The organism is Pseudomonas sp. PDM31 (genome assembly GCF_019218965.1).
In the GTDB taxonomy this organism is placed as follows: Bacteria; Pseudomonadota; Gammaproteobacteria; order Pseudomonadales; family Pseudomonadaceae; genus Aquipseudomonas.
This window is the reverse complement of sequence record NZ_JAHUWS010000013.1, coordinates 149,074-170,643: the sequence shown is the minus strand read 5'-3', so window position 1 is coordinate 170,643 and position 21,570 is coordinate 149,074. Positions and strand designations below refer to the sequence as shown.

General features: G+C 59.2%; 16 protein-coding genes. 9 read left to right on the top strand and 7 right to left on the bottom strand.

The features are described from left to right. Positions 1-7: 7 nt before the first annotated feature. The 6 genes from KW839_RS23335 to KW839_RS23310 form a co-directional block, all read right to left on the bottom strand. Entirely contained in the window at positions 8-1,018 is a 1,011-nt protein-coding gene (locus KW839_RS23335) for an ABC transporter permease subunit (protein WP_060542947.1), read from the bottom strand. Positions 1,019-1,090: 72 nt separating this feature from the next. Continuing rightward, positions 1,091-2,686, bottom strand: a complete 1,596-nt coding sequence (locus tag KW839_RS23330) for an ABC transporter substrate-binding protein (RefSeq protein WP_218425627.1) — start codon at positions 2,684-2,686, stop codon at positions 1,091-1,093. 79 nt (positions 2,687-2,765) lie between these two features. Further along, a complete protein-coding gene (locus KW839_RS23325; RefSeq protein WP_218425626.1) occupies positions 2,766-4,199 on the bottom strand; it encodes an OprD family porin in 1,434 nt (477 codons plus the stop codon). 173 nt (positions 4,200-4,372) lie between these two features. Next, the gene (locus tag KW839_RS23320; protein ID WP_218425625.1) at positions 4,373-5,974 is read right to left on the bottom strand and encodes an ABC transporter substrate-binding protein; all 1,602 of its coding nucleotides are present in this window, start codon (positions 5,972-5,974) and stop codon (positions 4,373-4,375) included. A 302-nt stretch (positions 5,975-6,276) separates the two neighbouring features. After that, positions 6,277-7,908 (bottom strand): ABC transporter substrate-binding protein, encoded by a 1,632-nt coding sequence (locus tag KW839_RS23315; RefSeq protein ID WP_218425624.1) that lies wholly within the window; start codon positions 7,906-7,908, stop codon positions 6,277-6,279. A gap of 468 nt (positions 7,909-8,376) precedes the next feature. After that, positions 8,377-9,093: an SIMPL domain-containing protein gene (locus tag KW839_RS23310; protein WP_218425623.1), complete on the bottom strand. Its 717-nt coding sequence runs from the start codon at positions 9,091-9,093 to the stop codon at positions 8,377-8,379. Between the two features lie 410 nt (positions 9,094-9,503). Between KW839_RS23310 and KW839_RS23305 the strand changes: the two genes are divergently transcribed. The 4 genes from KW839_RS23305 to KW839_RS23290 all read left to right on the top strand — a co-directional run bounded on the left by KW839_RS23305 (position 9,504) and on the right by KW839_RS23290 (position 14,040). After that, a complete protein-coding gene (locus KW839_RS23305; RefSeq protein ID WP_060542953.1) occupies positions 9,504-10,766 on the top strand; it encodes an ATP-binding protein in 1,263 nt (420 codons plus the stop codon). Continuing rightward, positions 10,759-11,319: a response regulator transcription factor gene (locus tag KW839_RS23300; RefSeq protein WP_060542954.1), complete on the top strand. Its 561-nt coding sequence runs from the start codon at positions 10,759-10,761 to the stop codon at positions 11,317-11,319. Before KW839_RS23305 ends, KW839_RS23300 begins: the two co-directional genes overlap by 8 nt. Before the next feature lie 97 nt (positions 11,320-11,416). Next, complete coding sequence (locus KW839_RS23295) at positions 11,417-13,144, top strand: ABC transporter ATP-binding protein/permease (RefSeq protein ID WP_060542955.1); 1,728 nt, start codon at positions 11,417-11,419, stop codon at positions 13,142-13,144. A 146-nt stretch (positions 13,145-13,290) separates the two neighbouring features. Further along, the gene (locus tag KW839_RS23290; protein WP_218425622.1) at positions 13,291-14,040 is read left to right on the top strand and encodes a FadR/GntR family transcriptional regulator; all 750 of its coding nucleotides are present in this window, start codon (positions 13,291-13,293) and stop codon (positions 14,038-14,040) included. Between the two features lie 25 nt (positions 14,041-14,065). On the opposite strand, the gene KW839_RS23285 is transcribed toward KW839_RS23290, so the two are convergent. Continuing rightward, positions 14,066-14,422, bottom strand: coding sequence for a hypothetical protein (locus KW839_RS23285; RefSeq protein ID WP_060542956.1), 357 nt, complete (start codon positions 14,420-14,422; stop codon positions 14,066-14,068). A gap of 383 nt (positions 14,423-14,805) precedes the next feature. On the opposite strand from KW839_RS23285, the gene kdgD reads away from it, so the two are divergent. From kdgD to KW839_RS23260, 5 genes are all read left to right on the top strand, one after another. After that, positions 14,806-15,717 (top strand): 5-dehydro-4-deoxyglucarate dehydratase, encoded by a 912-nt coding sequence (gene kdgD / locus KW839_RS23280; RefSeq protein WP_060542957.1) that lies wholly within the window; start codon positions 14,806-14,808, stop codon positions 15,715-15,717. 60 nt (positions 15,718-15,777) lie between these two features. Further along, positions 15,778-17,223, top strand: a complete 1,446-nt coding sequence (locus tag KW839_RS23275; RefSeq protein WP_218425621.1) for an aldehyde dehydrogenase family protein — start codon at positions 15,778-15,780, stop codon at positions 17,221-17,223. 166 nt (positions 17,224-17,389) lie between these two features. Further along, positions 17,390-18,757 carry an MFS transporter gene (locus tag KW839_RS23270; RefSeq protein WP_218425620.1) on the top strand — a complete coding sequence of 456 codons (1,368 nt, stop codon included), beginning with the start codon at positions 17,390-17,392 and terminating at the stop codon, positions 18,755-18,757. Positions 18,758-18,768: 11 nt separating this feature from the next. After that, the gene (gene garD / locus KW839_RS23265) at positions 18,769-20,322 is read left to right on the top strand and encodes a galactarate dehydratase (RefSeq protein ID WP_218425619.1); all 1,554 of its coding nucleotides are present in this window, start codon (positions 18,769-18,771) and stop codon (positions 20,320-20,322) included. A 185-nt stretch (positions 20,323-20,507) separates the two neighbouring features. Then, the gene (locus tag KW839_RS23260; protein ID WP_218425618.1) at positions 20,508-21,449 is read left to right on the top strand and encodes an AEC family transporter; all 942 of its coding nucleotides are present in this window, start codon (positions 20,508-20,510) and stop codon (positions 21,447-21,449) included. Positions 21,450-21,570: the final 121 nt, after the last annotated feature.

The window sequence follows — 21,570 nt, the reverse complement described above, 5'->3', positions numbered from 1 at the left end:
CATGATCTCAGCGCTGATGACGGATGCGTGGGTTGGCAAAGCCGTAGAGGATGTCCACTACGAAGTTGACCACAATCACCAGGCAGGCGATTAACAGGATGCCGTTCTGCACAACCGGATAGTCCCGGGCGCCAATGGCTTCGATCAGCCATTTGCCGATGCCGGGCCAGGAGAAGATGGTTTCAGTCAGGACCGCACCGGCCAGCAGGGTACCGACTTGCAGGCCGACCACGGTGAGTACCGGGATCAGTGCGTTGCGCAGGCCGTGTACGAACACCACGCGTGCCGGCGACAGGCCCTTGGCCTTGGCGGTGCGGATGTAGTCCTCGCGCAGCACTTCGAGCATCGACGAACGGGTCATCCGCGCGATCACTGCCAGCGGAATGGTGCCGAGCACAATGGCCGGCAGAATCAGGTGGTGCAGGGCGTCGAAGAAGGCGTCCGGCTCGTCGGCCAGCAGCGTATCGATGAGCATGAAGCCGGTGCGTGGCTCGATGTCGTACAGCAGGTCGATCCGCCCGGAAACCGGAGTCCAGCCCAGGCTTACCGAGAAGAACATGATCAGGATCAGGCCCCACCAGAAGATCGGCATCGAGTATCCCGCCAGGGAGATGCCCATCACCCCATGGTCGAACAGGGATCCTCGCTTGAGTGCCGCGATCACCCCGGCCAGAAGGCCCAGGATGCCGGCGAACAACAGGGCGGCCATGGACAGTTCCAGGGTCGCGGGGAACAGGGAAGTGAACTCGCTCCACACGCTTTCACGGGTACGCAGGGACTCACCGAGATCGCCCTGGGCCAGCTTGCCGATGTAGTCCAGGTACTGGGCGTACAGGGGTTTGTTCAAACCTAGGCGTTCCATTGCCTGAGCGTGCATTTCAGGGTCAACCCTGCGTTCTCCCATCATGACTTCCACTGGGTCGCCGGGGATCATGCGAATCAACGCGAAAGTCAGCAAGGTGATGCCGAAGAACGTGGGGATCAGTAACCCCAGTCGGCGGGCAATAAAACTAAACATCGTGTGGTGTACCTCATCAGCCGGTTAGGCGTGCCCGGCATGCCTGGGTCAGCCATGCCGGGAGTTTCTTATCTACTTCACCTGGGTGGTGGCGAAGTTATTAGTGGTGAGTGGGCTAATGTGGTAGCCCTCTACGTTGTTGCGCATTGCGGTGAACATTCTAGTGTGTGCCATGCTGATCCATGGCTGGTCCTGGTTAAAAATAACCTGAGCCTGTTCGTAAAGCGCTGCACGTTCGGCCGGATCGGTTTTTTCCCGGGCCTGGTCGATCAGCGTCTGGAACTTGTCATTGCACCAGCGCGCGTAGTTTTCTCCGTTCTTCGCCGCTTCACAACTGAGCATAGGCGTAAGGAAATTATCCGGGTCGCCGTTGTCGCCCGCCCATCCGGCGGAAACCATATCGTGCTCACCGTTTTTCGCGCGCTTGAGCATTTCACCCCATTCCATCACGCGGATGTCGATCTTGATGCCGACCTTGGCCAGGTCGGCCTGCATCATCTGCGCGCCAAGCATCGGGTTGGGGTTGGTCGGGCCGCCACCGTTGCGAGTGAACAGGGTGAACGTGGTGCCCTCGGGAACGCCGGCTTCCTTGAGCAGGGCGCGGGCCTTGTCCAGATCGCGAGGCGGGTTCTTCAGGTTGTGGTTGTAGCCCAGCAGGGTGTCCGGGTACGGGTTCACCGCCACTGTCGCATTGCCTTTGCCGAACAGTGCGTTGACGTAGGCCTCCTTGTCGAAGGCGATGTCGATGGCTTTGCGCACTCGCACGTCGCTCATGTACTTGTGCGTGGTGTTCATGGCGATGTACGAAACGGTCATCGCGTTCAGCTCGTCGACCTTCAGGTTCGGGTCTTTCTTGATGCTCGGGATGTCATCCGGTTTCGGATACAGCGCGATCTGGCACTCGTTGGCCTTGAGTTTCTGCAGGCGCACGTTGTTGTCGGTAGCGATGGCCAGGATCAGCGCATCAGCCGGTGGCTTGCCACGGAAGTAATCCGGGTTGGCCTTGAAGCGAACCTGGGCGTCCTTGTTGTAACGCTGGAAAACGAACGGGCCGGTGCCGACAGGCTTGTTGTTCAGGTCGCCGGTCTTGTTGGCCTTGAGCAACTGGTCGGCGTACTCGGCGGAGTAGATCGAGGAGAACGCCATGGCGATGTCGGCCAGGAACGGCGCCTCGCGACGGGTCAGGATGAATTTGACCGTGTTGTCGTCGACCTTCTCGACGCTTTTGAGCAGTTCCTTGAAGCCCATGCTTTCAAAGTACGGGAAGCCCACGCTCGACAGTTTGTGCCATGGATGATTCGGGTCCAGCTGTCGCTGGAAGCTCCAGACCACGTCGTCGGCATTCATGTCGCGGGTCGGCTTGAAGTATTCGGTGGTGTGAAACTTGACGCCTTTGCGCAGGTGAAAGGTGTAGCTCAGGCCGTCCTCGCTGATGTCCCAGGATTCGGCCAGTGCCGGAATCACATCAGTGGTGCCGGGTTTGAAGTCCACCAAACGATTGAAGATGGTCTCGGCCACCGCATCGGCGGTGACTGCAGTCGTGTACTGGACCATGTCGAAGCCTTCCGGACTGGCTTCGGTGCAGACCACCAAAGGTTTGGCCGATACGCCAACCGCAACACTCAGCAACGCAGCCGCGAGGGCCGCACGTAGGGGAAGTATTTTCATCAAGAACCCTCTGCAATCGGTTAGAAGGACAAAAGCCGAACGGCCGATTCGTCACTGAATCAGCCGTTCGACCGGTGCATTACAGGATGTTGAACGGAACCGTGGTCACGAGACGGAACTCGTTGATGCTGCCGTCATTCTGGTTTTCACTGGCACGGTGGGCGGTGTAGGTAGCGCGCACAGTGGTGGCCTTGAGCGGGCCACTCTGCACGGCGTAGGTCGCACCGATACCGTATTCATAGTGGTGTTCGCCATCCTGGGCCTGGATGCCGTCGTAACCCTTGCCGGCCACGCCGCCGTTGCCGGTGTAGTGCGTACCGTCGATGCCCCAGCCGCGAGCCTGGTAGATGTTGAATTTCAGGCCTGGCACGCCGTATTCGGCCATGTTCAGACCGTAGGCGACCTGGAAGGATTTCTCGTTCGGGCCGTTGAAGTCCGAGAGCAGGGAGTTGGCCAGGTAGATGCCGTTGGTTTCGTGCAGGTAGTCGAAGTACTCGTTACCGTTCACTTGCTGGTAGGAGAGTGTCAGGGTGTGGGCCAGGTGGGTCAGGCCGAACGACAGGGAGTAGGTGTCGTTGTCGATGTCGCCGATCAGGGCCTTGCCGGTGTCCTGAGTCTTGTAGTAGTTCAGGCCGGTGGTCAGGCTCAGCACCTGGCTGTCACCGAGTACGTGGGTGGCGCCGAAGTAGTACTGGTTCCAGATGTCTTCAGCCTGGGTCGCCCAAAGGCTGGTGGTCAGGCTGGCGAGTGGGGTGTAGGTGATGCCGGCGGTGTTGACGTGATCGGTTTCAACGATGCCGTTGGCGTATTCAGTGCGGAATTTGCTCAGGCTTTCTTCGGTACGCGGTGAGTTGCGATCGAAAGTGGCCAGGTCGAAGGCCAGGTTGTTCAGCTCTTCGCTGTGAAGCGCCACACCCTGGAAGCTCGAAGGCAGCGCACGGTTGCCGATGACGTCGACCTGCGGGCTGCTGAAGTTCATGCGGCCGGCGGTCAGGGTGCTGTTGGACACACGGGCCTTGACGTTGGCCAGGCCCAGTTTGCTCCACTGGCCCTGGGCGTCACCGCCTTCTTTGGTCAGCGTACGGTTGTTGCCGGCGCCTGGACGAGTGCCGGGTGCGCCGCCATTGTTGGATGCCAGATCCTTGCGGTCCTGATCCAGGGCGATGGCGTTGTAGGCCGCCACTTCAGTGCTGAAACCAACGGTGCCTTCGGTGAAGCCCGAGTTGTACTTGACGATGGTGCCCTGGACCCAGTTGATCCGGCGATCGGTCGGGGTCGACACGCCGTCTTTCTTGTAGGAAAACTTGGCGCCGCGCTTGAGTTGTTCGTTGGCGTACCAGTTACGGGTAGTGCCGCTGATCGACTGCCCCTCGATGAAGCCGGTCGCTTCGCTCTGGGCGCTTTTATCTTTGACGGTAACCGGGGTGAATTCCTGGCTCTGGGTTTCTGCGTACGCCGTGGCGGTTATGCTGCTGATGGCCAAGGCCAATAACGCGGTGCTACTCAGTTTCATGGTGAAGCTCCTCACTTTCTTTTTGTATTCCGGTCTCTTCTTGTGATCCGGCTTTTTGGTTTAGAACTCATGCATGGCACTGCAAACGTTTGCTATTGGCCAAATTGGCGAATTACGGCAATACGCTTGCATGGGGGCGAAAAATTCGCCCCCCGGCGTTTCTGACAAAACGGTTATTTTTCCAGGCTGACACCCGAGAACACGTTGCGACCGAACGGGCTCACCTTGAACCCTTCGATTTTGGCACTCAACGGCTGGTTGACCGTGGAGTGGGCGACCGGCGTGATCGGCACTTGCTGCTTGAGCAACTGCTGCGCCTGTTTGTAGAGCACGGTGCGCTGGTCGCGGTCGGTGACGACCTTGGCCTGCTTGATCAGCTTGTCGTAAGCCGGATCACACCACATGGAGTAGTTGTTGCCGCCAATGGCATCGCAGCTGTACAGCGTGCCCAGCCAGTTGTCCGGGTCCCCATTGTCCCCGGTCCAGCCGATCAGGCTGACATCATGCTCGCCATTCTTGGTGCGCTTGATGTACTCGCCCCATTCGTAGCTGACGATCTTGACCTTGAGGCCGATTTTCGCCCAGTCGGCCTGGAGCATCTCGGCCATTAACTTGGCGTTGGGGTTGTACGGACGCTGAACCGGCATGGCCCAGAGGGTGATTTCAGTGCCTTCCTTGACGCCGGCGGCCTTGAGCAATTCCCGGGCTTTTTCCGGGTTGTAGGCGGCATCCTTGATGGTCTCGTCGTAGGACCATTGGGTTGGCGGCATGGCATTGACCGCCAGTTGGCCCGCGCCCTGGTAAACGGCGTTGAGAATGCCTTGCTTGTTCACCGCCATGTCCAGCGCCTGGCGCACTTCGAGCTGGTCGAATGGTTTGTGGCGCACGTTGTAGGCGATGTAGCCAAGGTTGAAACCGGGCTTTTCAATGAGCTTCAGGGCCGGGTCGCTTTTCAACGCGGTCACGTCGGCAGGGCGCGGATGCAGGGTGATCTGGCACTCGTTGGCCTTGAGCTTCTGTACGCGTACCGACGCGTCGGTGTTGATGGCGAAAATCAGGTTGTCGAGCTTGACCCGGCTCGGGTCCCAGTACTGCTTGTTGCCGGTGTAGCGGATGTTCGAGTCTTTCTGGTAGCTCTTGAACACGAATGGCCCGGTGCCGATCGGTTTCTGGTTGATGTCGCTCGGCTTGCCCTCGGCCAGCAGTTTGTCGGCGTATTCGGCGGACAGGATGGCGGCGAAGCTCATGGCGATATTCTGGATGAACGCGGCATCGACGCTGTTGAGCGTCATGACCACGGTCAATGGCCCGGTCTTTTCGACCTTGGCGATGTTCTTGTTCAGGCTCATGCCGTTGAAGTACGGAAACTCGGTCGGATAAGCCTTGCGGAATGGTTGTTGCGGATCGAGCATGCGATTGAAGGTGAAGAGCACGTCGTCGGCGTTGAAGTCACGGGTCGGGGTGAAGTATTTGGTTGTGTGAAACTTCACGCCTTCGCGCAGGTGGAAGGTGTACTTGAGGCCGTCCTCGGAAATATCCCAGCTGGTAGCCAGGCCCGGTACGACGTTGGTCGCGCCTTTTTCAAACTCTGCCAGGCGGTTGTATAGCGGCTCGGCGGCATCATTATCGGTCGCCGTGGTGTACTGCGCCGTGTCGAAACCGGCGGGGCTGCCTTCGGAGCAGAATACCAGGCTGTTGCTGGCGGCCTGGCTGATGGAGGCGGCGGCCAACAGGCCGGTGCCCAGCAATGCGGATAAAATCAAGGTATGGCGCATAACGCTCCCTTTTTCTCTAAGTGATTGGCAATGAGCCGTCATCCCATCCCTGGACGTAGAGGCATCACTGATCTCAAGCCATACGCGCGGCAATGACCGATGACCCACGCAGTCGCTGGTCAGACCCCGACGGTATGAGTCGTGGGTCCGGCAGTAAATGCGAAAGGTCCTAAAGTCTTGTAGGAAATAGAAACATCGCTAACCCGGTGCCTGTAGCCAGCTGCGGATTGGGATGTAGGCAAATTCCTGCTTTATCGGCAGATATGCAACGGCGACGTCAAAAACGTCGCCGTTGCATAACCTTATTTGCTGACGCTGACGCTGACGCCGTAGAAGGAGTTCAAGCCAAACGGGCTGATCTTGAAGTCCTGCACGTTGTCGCGCATAGGCTGGAACACCGTCGAGTGAGCGATAGGTGTCATTGGAACTGCATCTTTGAGGACGTGTTGCGCCTGCTTGTACAGTTCGGTGCGCTTGGCCTGGTCGGTTGTGCGCTTGGCTTCCTTGACGATGCCGTCAAATTTCTTGTCGCACCATTTGGAGAAGTTGTTGCCTTCCAGCGAGTCGCAGCCGAACAGCACGTTGAGCCAGTTGTCCGGGTCACCATTGTCACCGCTCCAGCCGATGATCATCGCCTGGTTCTCGCCACCCTTGGAGCGCTTGATGTACTCGCCCCATTCGTAGCTGACAATTTTCACTTTGAGACCGATTTTGGCCCAGTCGGACTGCAGCATTTCAGCCATCAGTTTGGCGTTCGGGTTGTACGGACGCTGCACCGGCATCGCCCACAGAACGATTTCGGTGCCTTCCTTGACGCCAGCTTCCTTGAGCAGCTCTTTGGCTTTCTCAGGGTCGTACTTGGCATCCTTGATGGTGGTGTCGTAGGACCACTGGGTCGGCGGCATGGCGTTTACGGCCAGTTGGCCCGCGCCCTGGTAAACCGAGTCGATGATCTGCTGTTTATTGACGGCCATGTCCAGTGCCTGACGCACTTTCAGCTGGGCCAGCGGGTTCGCCTCGTTGCTGCCCTTGACCTTGTCCATCACGTTATAGGCGATGTAACCCAGGTTGAAACCAGCCTGGTCAGGCACTTTCAGGGCCTTGTCTTCTTTCAGCGCCTTCAGGTCAGCCGGACGCGGGAACAGAGTGATCTGGCACTCGTTCTTCTTCAGCTTCTGTATACGTACCGACGGGTCGGTGGTGATGGCGAAGATCAGGTTGTCGATCTTCACGTCTTCAGGCTTCCAGTAGTCCTTGTTCCCGGTGTAGCGGATGTTGGAGTCTTTCTGGTAGCTCTTGAACACGAACGGACCAGTGCCAACCGGCTTCTGGTTGATGTCGGCGGCCTTGCCTTCTTTCAGCAACTGGGCTGCATACTCGGCGGACTGCACCGAAGCGAAGCTCATGGCCATGTTCTGGATGAACGCGGCATCAACTTCCTTGAGGGTGAACTTGACGGTTTTGTCGTCGACTTTATCGATCTTGGTGATGTTGGTGTCCATCCCCATGTCGGTGAAGTACGGGAATTCGGTCGGGTACACCTTACGGAACGGATCATCCTTGTTGATCATTCGATTGAAGGTGAACAGCACGTCGTCGGCGTTGAACTCACGAGTCGGCTTGAAGTACGAGGTGGTGTGGAACTTGACGCCTTCGCGCAGGTGGAAGGTGTACGTCAACCCGTCCGGGGAAATGTCCCAGCTGGTGGCCAGACCAGGAACCACGGCGGTGCCGCCGCGCTCGAACTGGGTCAAGCGGTTGAACATGGTTTCTGCAGAGGCGTCGAAGTCGGTTCCGGTGGTGTATTGACCTGGATCGAAACCGGCCGGGCTCCCTTCGGAGCAGAACACCAGGTTAGTCGCAGCTTGAGCGAAAGGTGCGCTGGCCAATAGGCTGGCGCCGACTAAAAACGGAATGACCGCGTGTTTAAGCATGGTGGCCTCAGATTGTTGTCATTTTTCGAATTAGAGGACGACCTCGTGAGTCGTGCCTGCGGATACTTATGCAGGGGCCATACCCAATGCAAGATCCAGAGTGACTACAAGCCTTAAACGGTGGCACGAACGTACCTTAATGTCGCATATGTATAATTTTTGACGCATTTGAACGTTTGCGCGGCGTTTTTGCGGTGCAACTCGCGCACTTTTGTCGTGCGTCGCACCCAGCGGGATGCTCCCGGTTGGGGCGGGTGTTACTTATTTATACCCTTGGCACTGGGGTGGGTATGGCACAAGTGCGGCTGGTTATTGTTGCACCCGGGTTGCGCAGACAAGTCTGAGTGATACCGGGTACAACCACTGGCTTTGCCAGTACACCTATTCATTTATAGCTCACGGGAAAACCGCTGCAAAAAAACGGCGATCATTTTCGATGATCGCCGTTTGGGTATTCGAGTCAGCGAATCAAGGCATCAGCACTTCAATAGAGCCGTCTGCGGTCATGCTGACCTGACTGGTACCGGCTTCAACTTCCGGAGTGACCGGTGCGGCATCCATGGCGGCGGCTTTCATCATCATCGGCCCGCGCATATAGGGTTGTGGATAACCGTTGCTGTTGAGGTTCAGGTTGACGATTTTGTAGCTCTTGCCGCCCAAGGCATCGGTGGCCAGTTGAGCACGGGCCTTGAAGGCGCTTACGGCCTCTTTGAGCAGGGCGTCTTCGCTGGCCTTGCGGGTCGGCGTCGCGATGGCGAAGTCCATGCCGCCCATTTTCAGATTGGTGAGCAGTTCGCCGGTCAGTTTCGACAGTGCGGCGAAGTCCGCACTTTCCAGGCGCAGTTCGGCGCGTTCACGCCAGCCGGTGATCTTCTGACCCTTGGTGTCGTAGATCGGGTAGCTGTTGCGGCTGCCTTGTCGCAGCGTGATGTCTTTGACTTGCTTGGCCTGGGCCAGCGCCTTGTTCATGGTGGTGCTGACGTCGGCGGCGAGTTTGGCCGGGTCGCTGTTCTGTTCTTCGGTGTAGAGGGTCACGATCATCAGGTCGCGGGCCACTTCCTGACTGACTTCGGCGCGCAGGGAAATCTGGTTGTAATGAAGCTCGTCGGCCGCCAGGGCCGGGAGGCTGGCGAGGGTGCCAACGCCCAGGGCGAGGAGGGCGGCGCTGCGGCGGAATGTGTACATGAAGGCTCCTTGAAAGGTGCGCAGGGGTATGGTCAGGGCCTGCGTGAAACCATCAGACTCTAGCTTTGATGGTCGGGTTCGCATAGTTACAACTTCTATACAGATGTAACTCAGGTGGCCCTGTGGCGAGGGGCTTGCTGTGGCGAGAGGGCTTGTTGTGGCGAGGGGGCTTGCCCCCGTTGGACTGCGAAGCAGTCCCCCCAACCCTGCCGCCGCATTTTATCTGCCGTACCAGGTGAGGCAATCCACGACTGCTTCGCAGCCGAACGGGGGCAAGCCCCCTCGCCACAGTTGTCATCGCCCGGGAAATCATGGGTAGCACTGTGGCCGTTTGCCGCACTTTTGCCTGCCAGCCCCCGCGCTTGGTTATACTCCCAGCGATCCGCCTGGAGCGCTCATCAGGAGAGCTCATGCTCGCCCCCGTTCAAATCACCTCCGCCACTCGCCAGAACCTCTGGCGGCTGACCTTCATCCGCACGTTGGTGCTGGCCGCTCAGGCCGGTTCCGTGGGGCTGGCCTACTGGCTCGAGTTGTTGCCGCTGCCCTGGTTTCAACTGGCCGCTACCCTTGCTTGCTCAATGCTGCTGTGCGCGTTCACGGCAATTCGCCTGCGCACTTCGTGGCCAGTGACCGAGCTTGAATACGCCGTACAACTGGCCTGCGATCTGTTTATCCACAGCGCCTTGCTGTACTTCTCCGGTGGTTCGACCAATCCCTTCGTCTCTTATTACCTGGTGCCGCTGACCATCGCCGCGGTGACGCTGCCGTGGCGCTATTCGGTGATCCTGTCGGGCATCGCGTTGACGATGTACACCCTGCTGCTGGCGCGGTTCTATCCACTGCAAACCTTTCCCATTGCCCGGGAAAACCTGCAGGTGTACGGCATGTGGCTGAGCTTCGCCCTCGCCGCAGCGGTGATCACCTTCTTCGCCGCACGCATGGCCGAGGAGTTGCGTCGCCAGGAGGAACTGCGCGCCATACGTCGTGAAGAAGGCCTGCGTGATCAGCAGTTGCTGGCGGTCGCAACCCAGGCGGCCGGTGCCGCTCATGAATTGGGCACGCCGTTGGCAACCATGAGCGTACTGCTCAAGGAAATGCGCCAGGACCATCACGACCCGATGTTGCAGGACGACCTCAGTGTGCTGCAGGATCAGGTCAAGCTATGCAAGGAAACCTTGCAGCATCTGGTGCGCGCCGCCGAGGCCAACCGGCGTCTTGCCGTGGAAATGCAAGACGTTACCGATTGGCTCGACGAGGCATTGAATCGCTGGCACCTGATGCGCCCCGAAGCCAGCTATCGCTTCCAGCGACTCGGCCAGGGCGCGGTTCCACGCATGGCGCCGCCGCCGGACCTGACCCAGGCCTTGTTAAACTTGCTCAATAACGCCGCCGATGCGTGTCCCGAGGGGCTGCAAGTGACGCTGGACTGGGACGCGGAAAACCTGACCATCAGCATTCGCGACCATGGCGCCGGTGTGCCATTGGCCATTGCCGAGCAAATCGGCAAGCCGTTTTTTACCACCAAGGGCAAAGGTTTCGGCCTGGGCCTGTTTTTGAGCAAGGCCAGCGTGACTCGCGCTGGCGGCTCAGTAAAACTCTACAGTCATGAGGAAGGCGGTACGCTCACCGAGCTGCGCCTGCCCCGTGTCGCCCGAGGAGACGAACATGAGTGACGATATCCAGGTTGAAGGCGAAGAACTGCCGCACTTGCTGCTGGTCGATGACGACGCCACGTTCACCCGCGTCATGGCCCGTGCCATGGCTCGCCGTGGGTTTCGTGTCAGTACGGCCGGCTCTGCCGAAGAAGGGCTGGAACTGGCCAAGGCCGATCTGCCGGACTACGCTGCGCTGGACCTGAAAATGGATGGCGATTCCGGCCTGGTGCTGCTGCCCAAGTTGCTGGAAATGGATCCGGAAATGCGCGTGGTGATTCTCACCGGCTATTCCAGCATTGCCACCGCTGTTGAAGCGATCAAGCGCGGGGCCTGCAACTACCTGTGCAAACCGGCCGATGCCGACGACGTGCTGGCAGCGCTGCTGTCCGAACACGCCGACCTGGACAGCCTGGTGCCGGAAAACCCGATGTCCGTGGACCGCCTGCAGTGGGAACACATTCAGCGCGTTCTGACCGAACACGAAGGCAACATCTCCGCCACCGCCCGCGCCCTGGGCATGCATCGGCGCACCTTGCAGCGCAAATTGCAGAAGCGTCCCGTTCGCCGCTGAACCTGCGCTGAACGAATGCCGGCCGCTGCTCGCGACAAACCGAACCGATCATCTATGATCGGTTCGTGCGTGTACTTTTCTCTATCGAGCCTTTTCCATGAATCAGAACGCTGAGTACTCCGCGGTCAACGATGCTGTGCGCGGGCAGTTTTTTCGCAAAGTGTGGGCGATGATCACGCCTTACTGGCGAAGTGAAGAAAAGGGCAAGGCCTGGACCTTGCTGATCGCTGTGATTGCGCTGTCGCTGATCAGCGTGGGGATCTCGGTGTGGTTCAACACCTGGTACAAGGATTTCTACAACGCCCTGCAGCAAAAAGACGAGGCGGCCTTCTGGCGGCTTATTCTGTATTTCTGCGGGATTGCCGCGGTGGCGATTGTCGGTGCGGTGTACCGGCTCTACCTGACGCAGATGCTGACGATCCGCTGGCGGGCGTGGCTCACCGAAAAACACTTCACTCGCTGGCTCGACGACAAGAATTACTACCGGCTGGAGCAGGGCGGTTACACCGATAACCCCGATCAGCGGATTTCCGAAGATCTCAATAATTTCACCTCCGATACCTTGAGCCTGGGCATTGGCCTGCTGCGCAACGTCGTCAGCCTCGTGTCATTTTCGATCATCCTGTGGGGGGTGTCGGGTAGCATCGAAGTGTTCGGTGTGACCATTCCCGGCTACATGTTCTGGTGCGTACTGGTTTACGCGGTGCTGGGCAGCTGGCTGACGCATTTGATCGGTCGTCGCTTGATCGGCCTGAACAACCGGCAACAACGTTTCGAAGCCGACCTGCGTTTCTCCCTGGTGCGGGTCCGCGAGAATGCCGAAAGCATCGCGTTGTACAACGGCGAGCCGAACGAGAATCGCCGATTGAGCAGCCGCTTCGGCATGGTCTGGCATAATTTCTGGGACATCATGAAAGTGTCCAAGCGTCTCACCTTCTTCACTTCCGGTTACGAACAGGCCGCAGTCATTTTTCCTTTCATGGTTGCTGCGCCACGCTACCTCGCCGGCAAGATCGAGCTCGGTGAACTGATGCAAATCAGCTCGGCGTTCGGCAATGTCCAGGACAGTTTCAGCTGGTTTATCACTGCCTACCAGAACCTCGCCTCGTGGCGTGCCACCTGCGATCGTCTGCTCAGCTTCCGTCAGGCCATGACCGACAACGAGCAGCGTGCACCGGCCATCGACGTGAAAAACACGGGCTCGGTGTTGAAGGTGCATGACTTGGGTCTTGATCTGGCTGACGGTCGTCACTTGCTGACCAGCGCCGACATGACCGTGCAAGAGGGCGAGCGCGTCATGCTCAGCGGCCGTTCCGGCAGCGGCAAGTCCACCTTGCTGCGCGCGATGGGGCACCTTTGGCCGACGGGGCACGGAAGCATTCGATTACCGGCGGCGCGCTACCTGTTCCTGCCGCAAAAACCCTATCTGCCCATTGGCACACTGCGAGAGGCGCTGAGTTATCCACAGCCCGGCGAAACCTACCCGCAAGAGCGTTACGTCCAAGTGCTGGAAACCTGCCGTTTGCCGCATCTGGTGGCACGCCTGGATGAAGCCAACCACTGGCAGCGCATGTTGTCGCCGGGTGAGCAGCAACGCCTGGCCTTTGCCCGGGCTCTGCTGTACGCGCCGCAGTGGCTATACATGGATGAAGCGACGTCGGCTATGGATGAAGAAGACGAGGCTTCGCTGTATCAGGCTCTGATTGATGAGTTGCCGGGGCTGAGTATTGTCAGCGTTGGTCATCGCAGCAGCCTCAAGCGTTTCCATCCAAGGCACATCCGCATCGAGAATGGCCATCTGGTGGATCAGGCCGTGACTGCGTAGCCACTCTTGTTCGCGATTTGTGGCGATGCGGCGTTCCCACAAGCCCCCTCACCACAAGCCAGCTCCTGCAAGGGACGGTGGTGATCGTACAACCCGCTTGAGCTATGATGCACTTTCAGCCGATTCTTTCGAGACAGATGTTCACCATGGAAAACCCGAACGCCGTACCACGCCTCCCTCGCAAGCGCCGCAGCCTCGCTCAGGAACTGGTGACGGTGCTGTCCGAGCAGATCCGCGACGGGCAGCTCAAACGTGGCGACAAATTGCCCACCGAATCGGCGATCATGGATGCCCATGGCGTCAGCCGGACGGTCGTGCGCGAAGCGATATCCCGTTTGCAGGCGGCCGGGCAGGTGGAAACCCGCCATGGCATCGGCACCTTTGTGCTCGACACCCCGAGCCCGAGCGGTTTCCGTATCGACCCGGCGACAGTGGTCACCTTGCGCGATGTGCTGGCGATTCTCGAGCTGCGTATCAGCCTCGAAGTGGAGTCTGCAGGTCTGGCAGCGCAACGCCGCAGCCCCGAGCAGCTGGCGTTGATGCGCGCGGCACTGGACGCGCTGAATGAAAGCGTTTCCCACGCCAGCGATGCCGTGGCTTCGGACTTCCAGTTCCACCTGCAAATTGCCCTGGCGACCGGCAACCGCTACTTCACCGACATCATGACCCACCTGGGCACCAGCATCATCCCGCGCACCCGCCTCAACTCTGCGCGACTGGCCCATGACGACCAGCAGCACTACATGAATCGCCTGAGTCGTGAGCACGAAGAGATCTACGACGCGATTGCCCGCCAAGACTCCGATGCTGCGCGTGCAGCCATGCGCCTGCACCTGACCAACAGCCGCGAGCGGCTGCGCCAAGCCCACGAAGAGGCTGAGGCGCAGCGCGGCTGATGCCAAAAAAGGGTCTGGCGGGGCGTCAGGGTTCGATCCGCACCTCGAGCTGAGCCGAGCTGATTGCCAAGTCCGACTCTCCGCTGGTTTGGTAGCTCAGGCTCACTGACCCGTTCAGGTACTTCTCCAGCTCTTTCTTGGGGATTGGTACGCTCAGGTTCCTCACTCTTTCAATGTCTTCAATTTCTTCGTTCCATTGTCCCACCTGAACCCTGGCGCCGCGCCAGTCCGGGGTTTCTTGACTTTTCCCCAGTATCGCAAAGACATCATTCATCGTTGGTATGTCAGCTTCATTCGGGATGCTGAGATCCACTGGATCCTTTAGTTTCGACAGCGATACAACATCGGTGAATCCTTTGATACTGGGGGCGGGAAGTGCCATGAGATGTCTCCTTAAGCGACGATTGAGCCGTAGTGTTTGCGGTTCACCAGAGCGTTATCGCGCCACATGGCCTTCGTCGAAACTGTAAGAAATAACAGTTTCGACGAGTGGTGCTGGGTGCCTCGTTCTCTCCTCAGGGCCTGGAGCTATCTGCTCTTAGGACAACGTATGTCCTGTGTAGGTTTGCGTCGAAGCAGCAGCCTCTCTCACGCCAATAGCATCCCCCTCGCAGCGGTCGGTCGACGGCCCCTTGTCCAAAATTTTCACCCCTGTCGATGAAATGCAGTTGACGGTTATTTTTTAAGTTGTACGATGACCTACAACTTCAGCGCAGGCTGAACGGTTTTCTCACACATAACGTCGCAACCCAGGGTGTTCGAATAATGAATCCACAAGAACTGAAGTCCATCCTCTCTTCCGGTCTGCTGTCTTTCCCGGTCACCGATTTCAATGCCCAGGGCGACTTCAATCGCGCGGGTTACATCAAGCGTCTCGAATGGCTGGCCCCATACGGCGCCTCGGCTCTGTTCGCCGCAGGCGGTACCGGCGAGTTCTTCTCTCTGGCGGCCAGCGAATATTCGGAAATCATCAAGACTGCGGTCGACACCTGCGCGACCAGCGTGCCGATTCTGGCCGGCGTTGGCGGTTCTACTCGCCAGGCCATCGAATATGCACAGGAAGCCGAGCGCCTGGGCGCCAAAGGCCTGTTGCTGCTGCCGCACTACCTGACCGAAGCCAGCCAGGACGGCGTTGCCGCCCACGTTGAAGCGGTGTGCAAGTCGGTCAGCATCGGCGTCGTGGTCTACAACCGCAACGTCTGCCGCCTGACCGCGCCGCTGCTGGAACGCCTGGCCGAGCGCTGCCCGAACCTGATCGGCTACAAGGATGGCCTGGGCGATATCGAATTGATGGTGTCGATCCGCCGCCGCCTCGGTGATCGCTTCAGCTACCTGGGTGGCCTGCCGACCGCCGAAGTCTACGCCGCTGCCTACAAGGCTTTGGGCGTACCGGTTTACTCCTCGGCGGTGTTCAACTTCATCCCGAAAACCGCGATGGATTTCTACCACGCCATCGCTCGCGAAGATCACGCCACCGTCGGCAAGATCATCGACGACTTCTTCCTGCCGTACCTGGACATCCGTAACCGCAAGGCCGGCTACGCCGTGAGCATCGTCAAGGCCGGGGCAAAAATTGCCGGCTATGACGCCGGTCCCGTGCGTGCGCCACTGACCGATCTGACCGGCGAAGAGTACGAAATGCTCGCCGCGCTGATCGACAAGCAGGGTGCGCAGTAACACACCGATTAAGTAAGGCCGCTGAGTGATCAGCGGCCTTTTGCGTGAGGAGAAATTTCCGTGGCAGATGCAAAGCGTTTCGATAACTACATCAACGGCGAATGGGTTGCCGGTGGCGACTATTCGGCCAACATCAACCCGTCCGAACTGACTGACACCATTGGCGATTACGCCAAGGCTGACCTGGCTCAGGTCCACGCAGCCATCGACGCTGCCCGCGCCGCGTTCCCGGCATGGTCGACTTCCGGCATTCAGGCGCGTCATGATTCGCTGGATAAAGTCGGTACTGAAATCCTCGCCCGTCGCGAAGAACTCGGCACCCTGCTGGCCCGGGAAGAGGGCAAGACCCTGCCCGAAGCTATCGGCGAAGTAACCCGCGCCGGCAACATCTTCAAATTCTTCGCCGGTGAATGCCTGCGCCTGTCCGGCGATTACCTGCCGTCGGTGCGCCCGGGCGTCAACGTTGAAGTCACCCGCGAAGCCCTGGGCGTGGTCGGTCTGATCACCCCGTGGAACTTCCCGATTGCGATCCCTGCGTGGAAAATCGCCCCGGCCCTGGCCTACGGCAACTGCGTCGTGCTGAAACCCGCGGACCTGGTTCCAGGTTGTGCCTGGGCCCTGGCTGAAATCATCTCCCGCGCAGGCTTTCCGGCCGGTGTGTTCAACCTGGTGATGGGCAGCGGTCGCGTGGTGGGCGATGCCCTGGTCCAAAGCCCGAAAGTCGACGGCATCAGCTTCACCGGTTCCGTTGGCGTCGGTCGTCAGATCGCCATCAACTGCGTATCGCGCCAGGCCAAGGTCCAGCTGGAAATGGGCGGCAAGAACCCGCAGATCATTCTCGACGATGCCGACCTCAAGCAAGCGGTCGAGTTGTCGGTGCAGAGCGCGTTCTACTCCACCGGCCAGCGTTGCACCGCCTCGAGCCGCTTCATCGTCACCGCCGGGATTCACGACCAGTTCGTCGAAGCCATGGCCGAGCGCATGAAGTCGATCAAGGTTGGCCACGCGCTGAAAACCGGCACCGACATCGGCCCAGTGGTGTCCCAGGCCCAGCTTGAACAGGACATGAAGTACATCGACATCGGCCAGTCCGAAGGTGCACGTCTGGTCAGCGGCGGCGGTCTGGTGACCTGCGACACCGAGGGCTACTTCCTCGCGCCAACGCTGTTTGCCGACAGCGAAGCGTCGATGCGCATCAGCCGCGAAGAGATCTTCGGCCCGGTGGCCAATATTGTCCGTGTCGCCGATTACGAAGCCGCACTGGCCATGGCCAACGACACCGAGTTCGGTCTGTCGGCGGGTATCGCCACCACTTCGTTGAAGTACGCCAACCACTTCAAACGCCACTCCCAGGCCGGGATGGTGATGGTCAACCTGCCGACCGCCGGTGTGGATTACCACGTTCCGTTCGGTGGGCGTAAAGGTTCATCCTATGGATCACGTGAGCAAGGTCGCTATGCGCAAGAGTTCTACACGGTCGTGAAAACCAGCTACATCGGTTCGTAAACGCAAAACCCTGTAGGAGCGAGCGTGCTCGCGATGGTCTTGAGGTCGCGGCGGTAAACCTGATGCCGCGCGTCATCGTTGACGACCATCTCGAGCAGGCCCGCTCCTACAGGGAGCAGTAACAGATTCACCCGCGCATAAAAATAATTTGTGGGAGTACATTTACATGCAATCGACCAAGCCGACTCACGTCCGCTATTTGATCCTGCTCATGCTTTTTCTGGTGACCACGATCAACTACGCCGACCGGGCTACCATCGCAATCGCTGGCTCCAGCCTGCAAAAAGATCTCGGCATCGACGCCGTTACCCTCGGCTACATCTTCTCCGCATTCGGTTGGGCCTACGTGGCCGGGCAAATCCCCGGCGGCTGGCTACTGGACCGATTCGGTTCGAAAAAAATCTATGCGCTGAGCATTTTCACCTGGTCACTCTTCACCGTGTTGCAGGGCTATGTCGGTGAGTTCGGCATGTCCACAGCGGTGGTCGCACTGTTCATGCTGCGCTTCCTCGTGGGCCTGGCCGAAGCGCCATCCTTTCCCGGTAACGCACGTATAGTCGCGGCCTGGTTCCCGACCGCTGAACGCGGCACCGCCTCGGCGATCTTCAACTCCGCGCAATACTTTGCCACTGTATTGTTCGCACCGTTGATGGGCTGGATCGTCTACAGCTTCGGCTGGCAGCACGTGTTCATCGTCATGGGCGTGATCGGCATCATCTTCTCGGGGATCTGGCTGAAGGTGATCTACAGCCCGCGTCAGCACCCGATGATCAACGAGGCCGAGTTCAAGCACATTGCTGACAACGGCGGCATGGTCGACATGGACCAGGACAAGGGCAAAGGCAAAAAGGGCGACGGTCCGAAGTGGGACTACATCCGCCAACTGCTGACCAACCGCATGATGCTCGGCGTGTATCTGGGCCAGTACTGCATCAACGGTATCACTTACTTCTTCCTGACCTGGTTCCCGGTGTACCTGGTACAGGAACGCGGCATGACCATCCTCAAGGCCGGTTTCATCGCGTCCTTGCCGGCGATCTGCGGCTTCATCGGCGGTGTACTCGGCGGGGTGATTTCCGATTACCTGCTGCGTAAAGGCCATTCCCTGACTTTCGCCCGCAAGGCGCCGATCATCGCTGGTTTGCTGGTATCGAGCAGCATCGTGGCCTGCAACTACGTGGACGTTGAATGGATGGTCGTCGGCTTCATGGCCCTGGCGTTCTTCGGCAAAGGCGTGGGCGCATTGGGTTGGGCGGTGGTGTCCGACACTTCGCCAAAACAGATCGCCGGTCTCAGTGGTGGCCTGTTCAACACCTTTGGCAACATCGCTTCGATCACCACCCCGATCGTCATCGGCTACATCATCAGCTCCACGGGTTCGTTCAAATGGGCGCTGGTATTTGTCGGTTGCAACGCGCTGGTGGCAGTGTTCAGCTATCTGGTCATCGTAGGTCCGATCAAACGTGTGGTGCTTAAAGAGCCACCGGTGCGCGGTCCTGAAATCAACAACAAATTGTCTCAAGCGCATTCCTGAGGAGCGGCGTCATGCAGTTGATTGAACATTCCGACTCGCCGCGCTACATCCGCCTGCACGAACGGGACAACGTTGTGATCGTGGTCAACGACCAGGGCGTACCGGCCGGCACCGAGTTTTCCGATGGCCTGGTCACCGTTGACTTCGTGCCACAGAGCCATAAGGTCACCCTGCAAGACATTCCCGAAGGTGGCCAGGTGATTCGTTACGGTCAGGTCATTGGCTACGCTCTGCAGCCGATTCCCCGTGGCAGTTGGGTCAAGGAAGATCAACTGCGCATGCCGACCGCACCACCACTGGACAGCCTGCCGCTGTCCACCGAAGTGCCGGCCACGCAGGCAGCGCTTGAGGGCTTTACCTTCGAGGGGTATCGCAATGCCGATGGCACTGTCGGTACACGTAACATCCTCGGCATTACCACCACTGTGCAATGCGTGACCGGCGTACTGGATCATGCGGTCAAGCGCATCAAGGACGAGTTGCTGCCCAAGTATCCGCACGTCGATGACGTGGTGGCGCTGACCCACAGCTACGGCTGTGGTGTGGCAATCACCGCCACCGATGCGTACATCCCGATCCGTACCGTGCGCAATCTGGCACGCAACCCGAACCTGGGCGGTGAAGCCCTGGTGATCAGCCTGGGCTGCGAGAAATTGCAGGCCGGGCAGGTGATGCACGAGAACGACAGTTCGGTGGATCTCAGCGAGCCATGGCTGTACCGCTTGCAGGATTCCAGCCACGGTTTCAGCGAAATGATCGAGCAGATCATGGAACTGGCCGAGACCCGTTTGAAGAAGCTCGATCAGCGTCGCCGGGAAACCGTGCCGGCGTCCGAGCTGATTCTCGGTATGCAGTGCGGCGGCAGCGATGCGTTCTCCGGAATTACCGCCAACCCGGCGCTCGGTTATGCCTCGGACCTGCTGCTGCGGGCTGGCGCGACAGTGATGTTTTCCGAAGTCACCGAAGTGCGCGATGCGATTTACCTGCTGACCTCCCGCGCTCAAACCGAGGAGGTTGCCCGGGAACTGGTGCGGGAAATGGACTGGTACGACCGTTACCTGGCCAAGGGTGAGGCCGATCGCAGCGCCAACACCACGCCAGGCAACAAGAAGGGCGGGTTGTCGAACATTGTCGAGAAGTCCCTGGGCTCGATCGTAAAGTCCGGCAGCAGCGCTATCACGGGGGTTCTCGGCCCTGGCGAGCGGTTCAAGGAAAAAGGCCTGATCTTTTGTGCGACCCCGGCCAGCGACTTTGTCTGCGGTACGTTGCAACTGGCGGCGGGGATGAACCTGCATGTGTTCACCACGGGGCGCGGTACGCCTTATGGACTGGCCATGGCGCCGGTGGTGAAAGTGTCGACCCGGACCGAACTGGCGCAGCGCTGGCCTGATCTGATTGATATCGACGCCGGGCGCATTGCCACCGGGCGCGCATCCATCGAAGAGCTTGGCTGGGAGCTGTTTCACTACTACCTGGATGTGGCCAGCGGCAAGCAGCAGACCTGGGCTGAAAAGCACAAGCTGCATAACGACATCACGTTGTTCAATCCGGCGCCGATTACCTGATACCGCGTTATCGTTCATCGCCAGCAGGCTGGTTCCCACAGTGATCTTCGGTGTTTACACGGTTTGTGCAAATGTGAAGATCACCTGTGGGAGCTAGCCTGCTGGCGATGGCGATCTCCCAGACGCCGAAGTCCTTGGTGGCTTATCATTAGCCAACTAACGACACCTTCAAGGTTCCCTCCGGCATGCTGGCAATTTTCCTCGAAACCCTGAACATCACCGCCCCGGTGTTCGCCATGCTGTTTCTCGGTGTGTTGCTCAAACGCATCGACTGGATCAACGACAACTTCATCCACACCGCGTCGTCCCTGGTGTTCAACGTCACCATGCCGGCGCTGCTGTTTCTGGGCATCCTGCATGCCGACCTGCACGCCGCGCTGCAACCGGCTCTGCTGATCTACTTCTCCCTGGCGACCCTGGCGTGCTTTGCCATCGCCTGGGGCTGGGCGATCTTCAAGTGCCCGCGGGAGGATCGGGGGATTTATACCCAGGGGGCCTTTCGCGGCAACAACGGTGTGATCGGCCTGGCGCTGGCAGCGAGCATGTACGGCGACTACGGTATTTCCCTCGGGGCGATTCTCGCGGCGCTGGTGATTCTGTTCTACAACACGCTCTCGACCATCGTCCTGGCGGTATACAGCCCGGTGATCAAGTCCGATCCCTGGAGCATCTGCAAAAGTGTTTTCAGCAATCCGCTGATCATCAGCGTGATTGCCGCTGCCCCGTTCGCCTATTTCCAGATCGGCTTGCCTGGGTGGCTGGAAACGTCCGGCCAATACCTGGCGCAAACCACTTTGCCGCTGGCGCTGATCTGCATCGGCGGCACGCTGTCACTGGCGGCGCTGCGCAAAAGCGGCAAGATGGCGCTCAGTTCCAGCCTGGTGAAAATGCTCGGATTGCCGATACTGGCGACGCTGGGCGCATGGTTATGGGGCTTTCGCGGGGCGGAACTGGGGATTCTGTTCCTGTACTTCGGCAGCCCGACCGCCGCAGCCAGTTTTGTCATGGCGCGGGCGGCGGATGGCAATCATGAACTGGCGGCGGCGATTATCGTCATCACCACGTTGATGGCGGCGGTGACGACCAATATCGGGATCTTTTTGTTGCAGTGGGGTGGGTGGATCTGACTGGCAGTGTTGTGGTGTGCTCTCGGGCCTCTTCGCGGGCAAGCCCGCTCCCACAGGGTTCTTTTGTGTGAATTAAATTTCAGAACCACATAGGAACCTGTGGGAGCGGGCTTGCCCGCGA

What these genes read in the sequence shown, in the direction of transcription:
- KW839_RS23310 (WP_218425623.1), bottom strand. Translation starts at nt 9,093, where the DNA reads ATGTACACATTCCGCCGCAGCGCCGCCCTCCTCGCCCTGGGCGTTGGC.
- kdgD (WP_060542957.1), top strand. Translation starts at nt 14,806, where the DNA reads ATGAATCCACAAGAACTGAAGTCCATCCTCTCTTCCGGTCTGCTGTCT.
- KW839_RS23260 (WP_218425618.1), top strand. Translation starts at nt 20,508, where the DNA reads ATGCTGGCAATTTTCCTCGAAACCCTGAACATCACCGCCCCGGTGTTC.
- KW839_RS23285 (WP_060542956.1), bottom strand. Translation starts at nt 14,422, where the DNA reads ATGGCACTTCCCGCCCCCAGTATCAAAGGATTCACCGATGTTGTATCG.
- KW839_RS23290 (WP_218425622.1), top strand. Translation starts at nt 13,291, where the DNA reads ATGGAAAACCCGAACGCCGTACCACGCCTCCCTCGCAAGCGCCGCAGC.
- KW839_RS23320 (WP_218425625.1), bottom strand. Translation starts at nt 5,974, where the DNA reads ATGCGCCATACCTTGATTTTATCCGCATTGCTGGGCACCGGCCTGTTG.
- KW839_RS23330 (WP_218425627.1), bottom strand. Translation starts at nt 2,686, where the DNA reads ATGAAAATACTTCCCCTACGTGCGGCCCTCGCGGCTGCGTTGCTGAGT.
- KW839_RS23335 (WP_060542947.1), bottom strand. Translation starts at nt 1,018, where the DNA reads ATGTTTAGTTTTATTGCCCGCCGACTGGGGTTACTGATCCCCACGTTC.
- KW839_RS23295 (WP_060542955.1), top strand. Translation starts at nt 11,417, where the DNA reads ATGAATCAGAACGCTGAGTACTCCGCGGTCAACGATGCTGTGCGCGGG.
- garD (WP_218425619.1), top strand. Translation starts at nt 18,769, where the DNA reads ATGCAGTTGATTGAACATTCCGACTCGCCGCGCTACATCCGCCTGCAC.
- KW839_RS23300 (WP_060542954.1), top strand. Translation starts at nt 10,759, where the DNA reads ATGAGTGACGATATCCAGGTTGAAGGCGAAGAACTGCCGCACTTGCTG.
- KW839_RS23325 (WP_218425626.1), bottom strand. Translation starts at nt 4,199, where the DNA reads ATGAAACTGAGTAGCACCGCGTTATTGGCCTTGGCCATCAGCAGCATA.
- KW839_RS23305 (WP_060542953.1), top strand. Translation starts at nt 9,504, where the DNA reads ATGCTCGCCCCCGTTCAAATCACCTCCGCCACTCGCCAGAACCTCTGG.
- KW839_RS23270 (WP_218425620.1), top strand. Translation starts at nt 17,390, where the DNA reads ATGCAATCGACCAAGCCGACTCACGTCCGCTATTTGATCCTGCTCATG.
- KW839_RS23315 (WP_218425624.1), bottom strand. Translation starts at nt 7,908, where the DNA reads ATGCTTAAACACGCGGTCATTCCGTTTTTAGTCGGCGCCAGCCTATTG.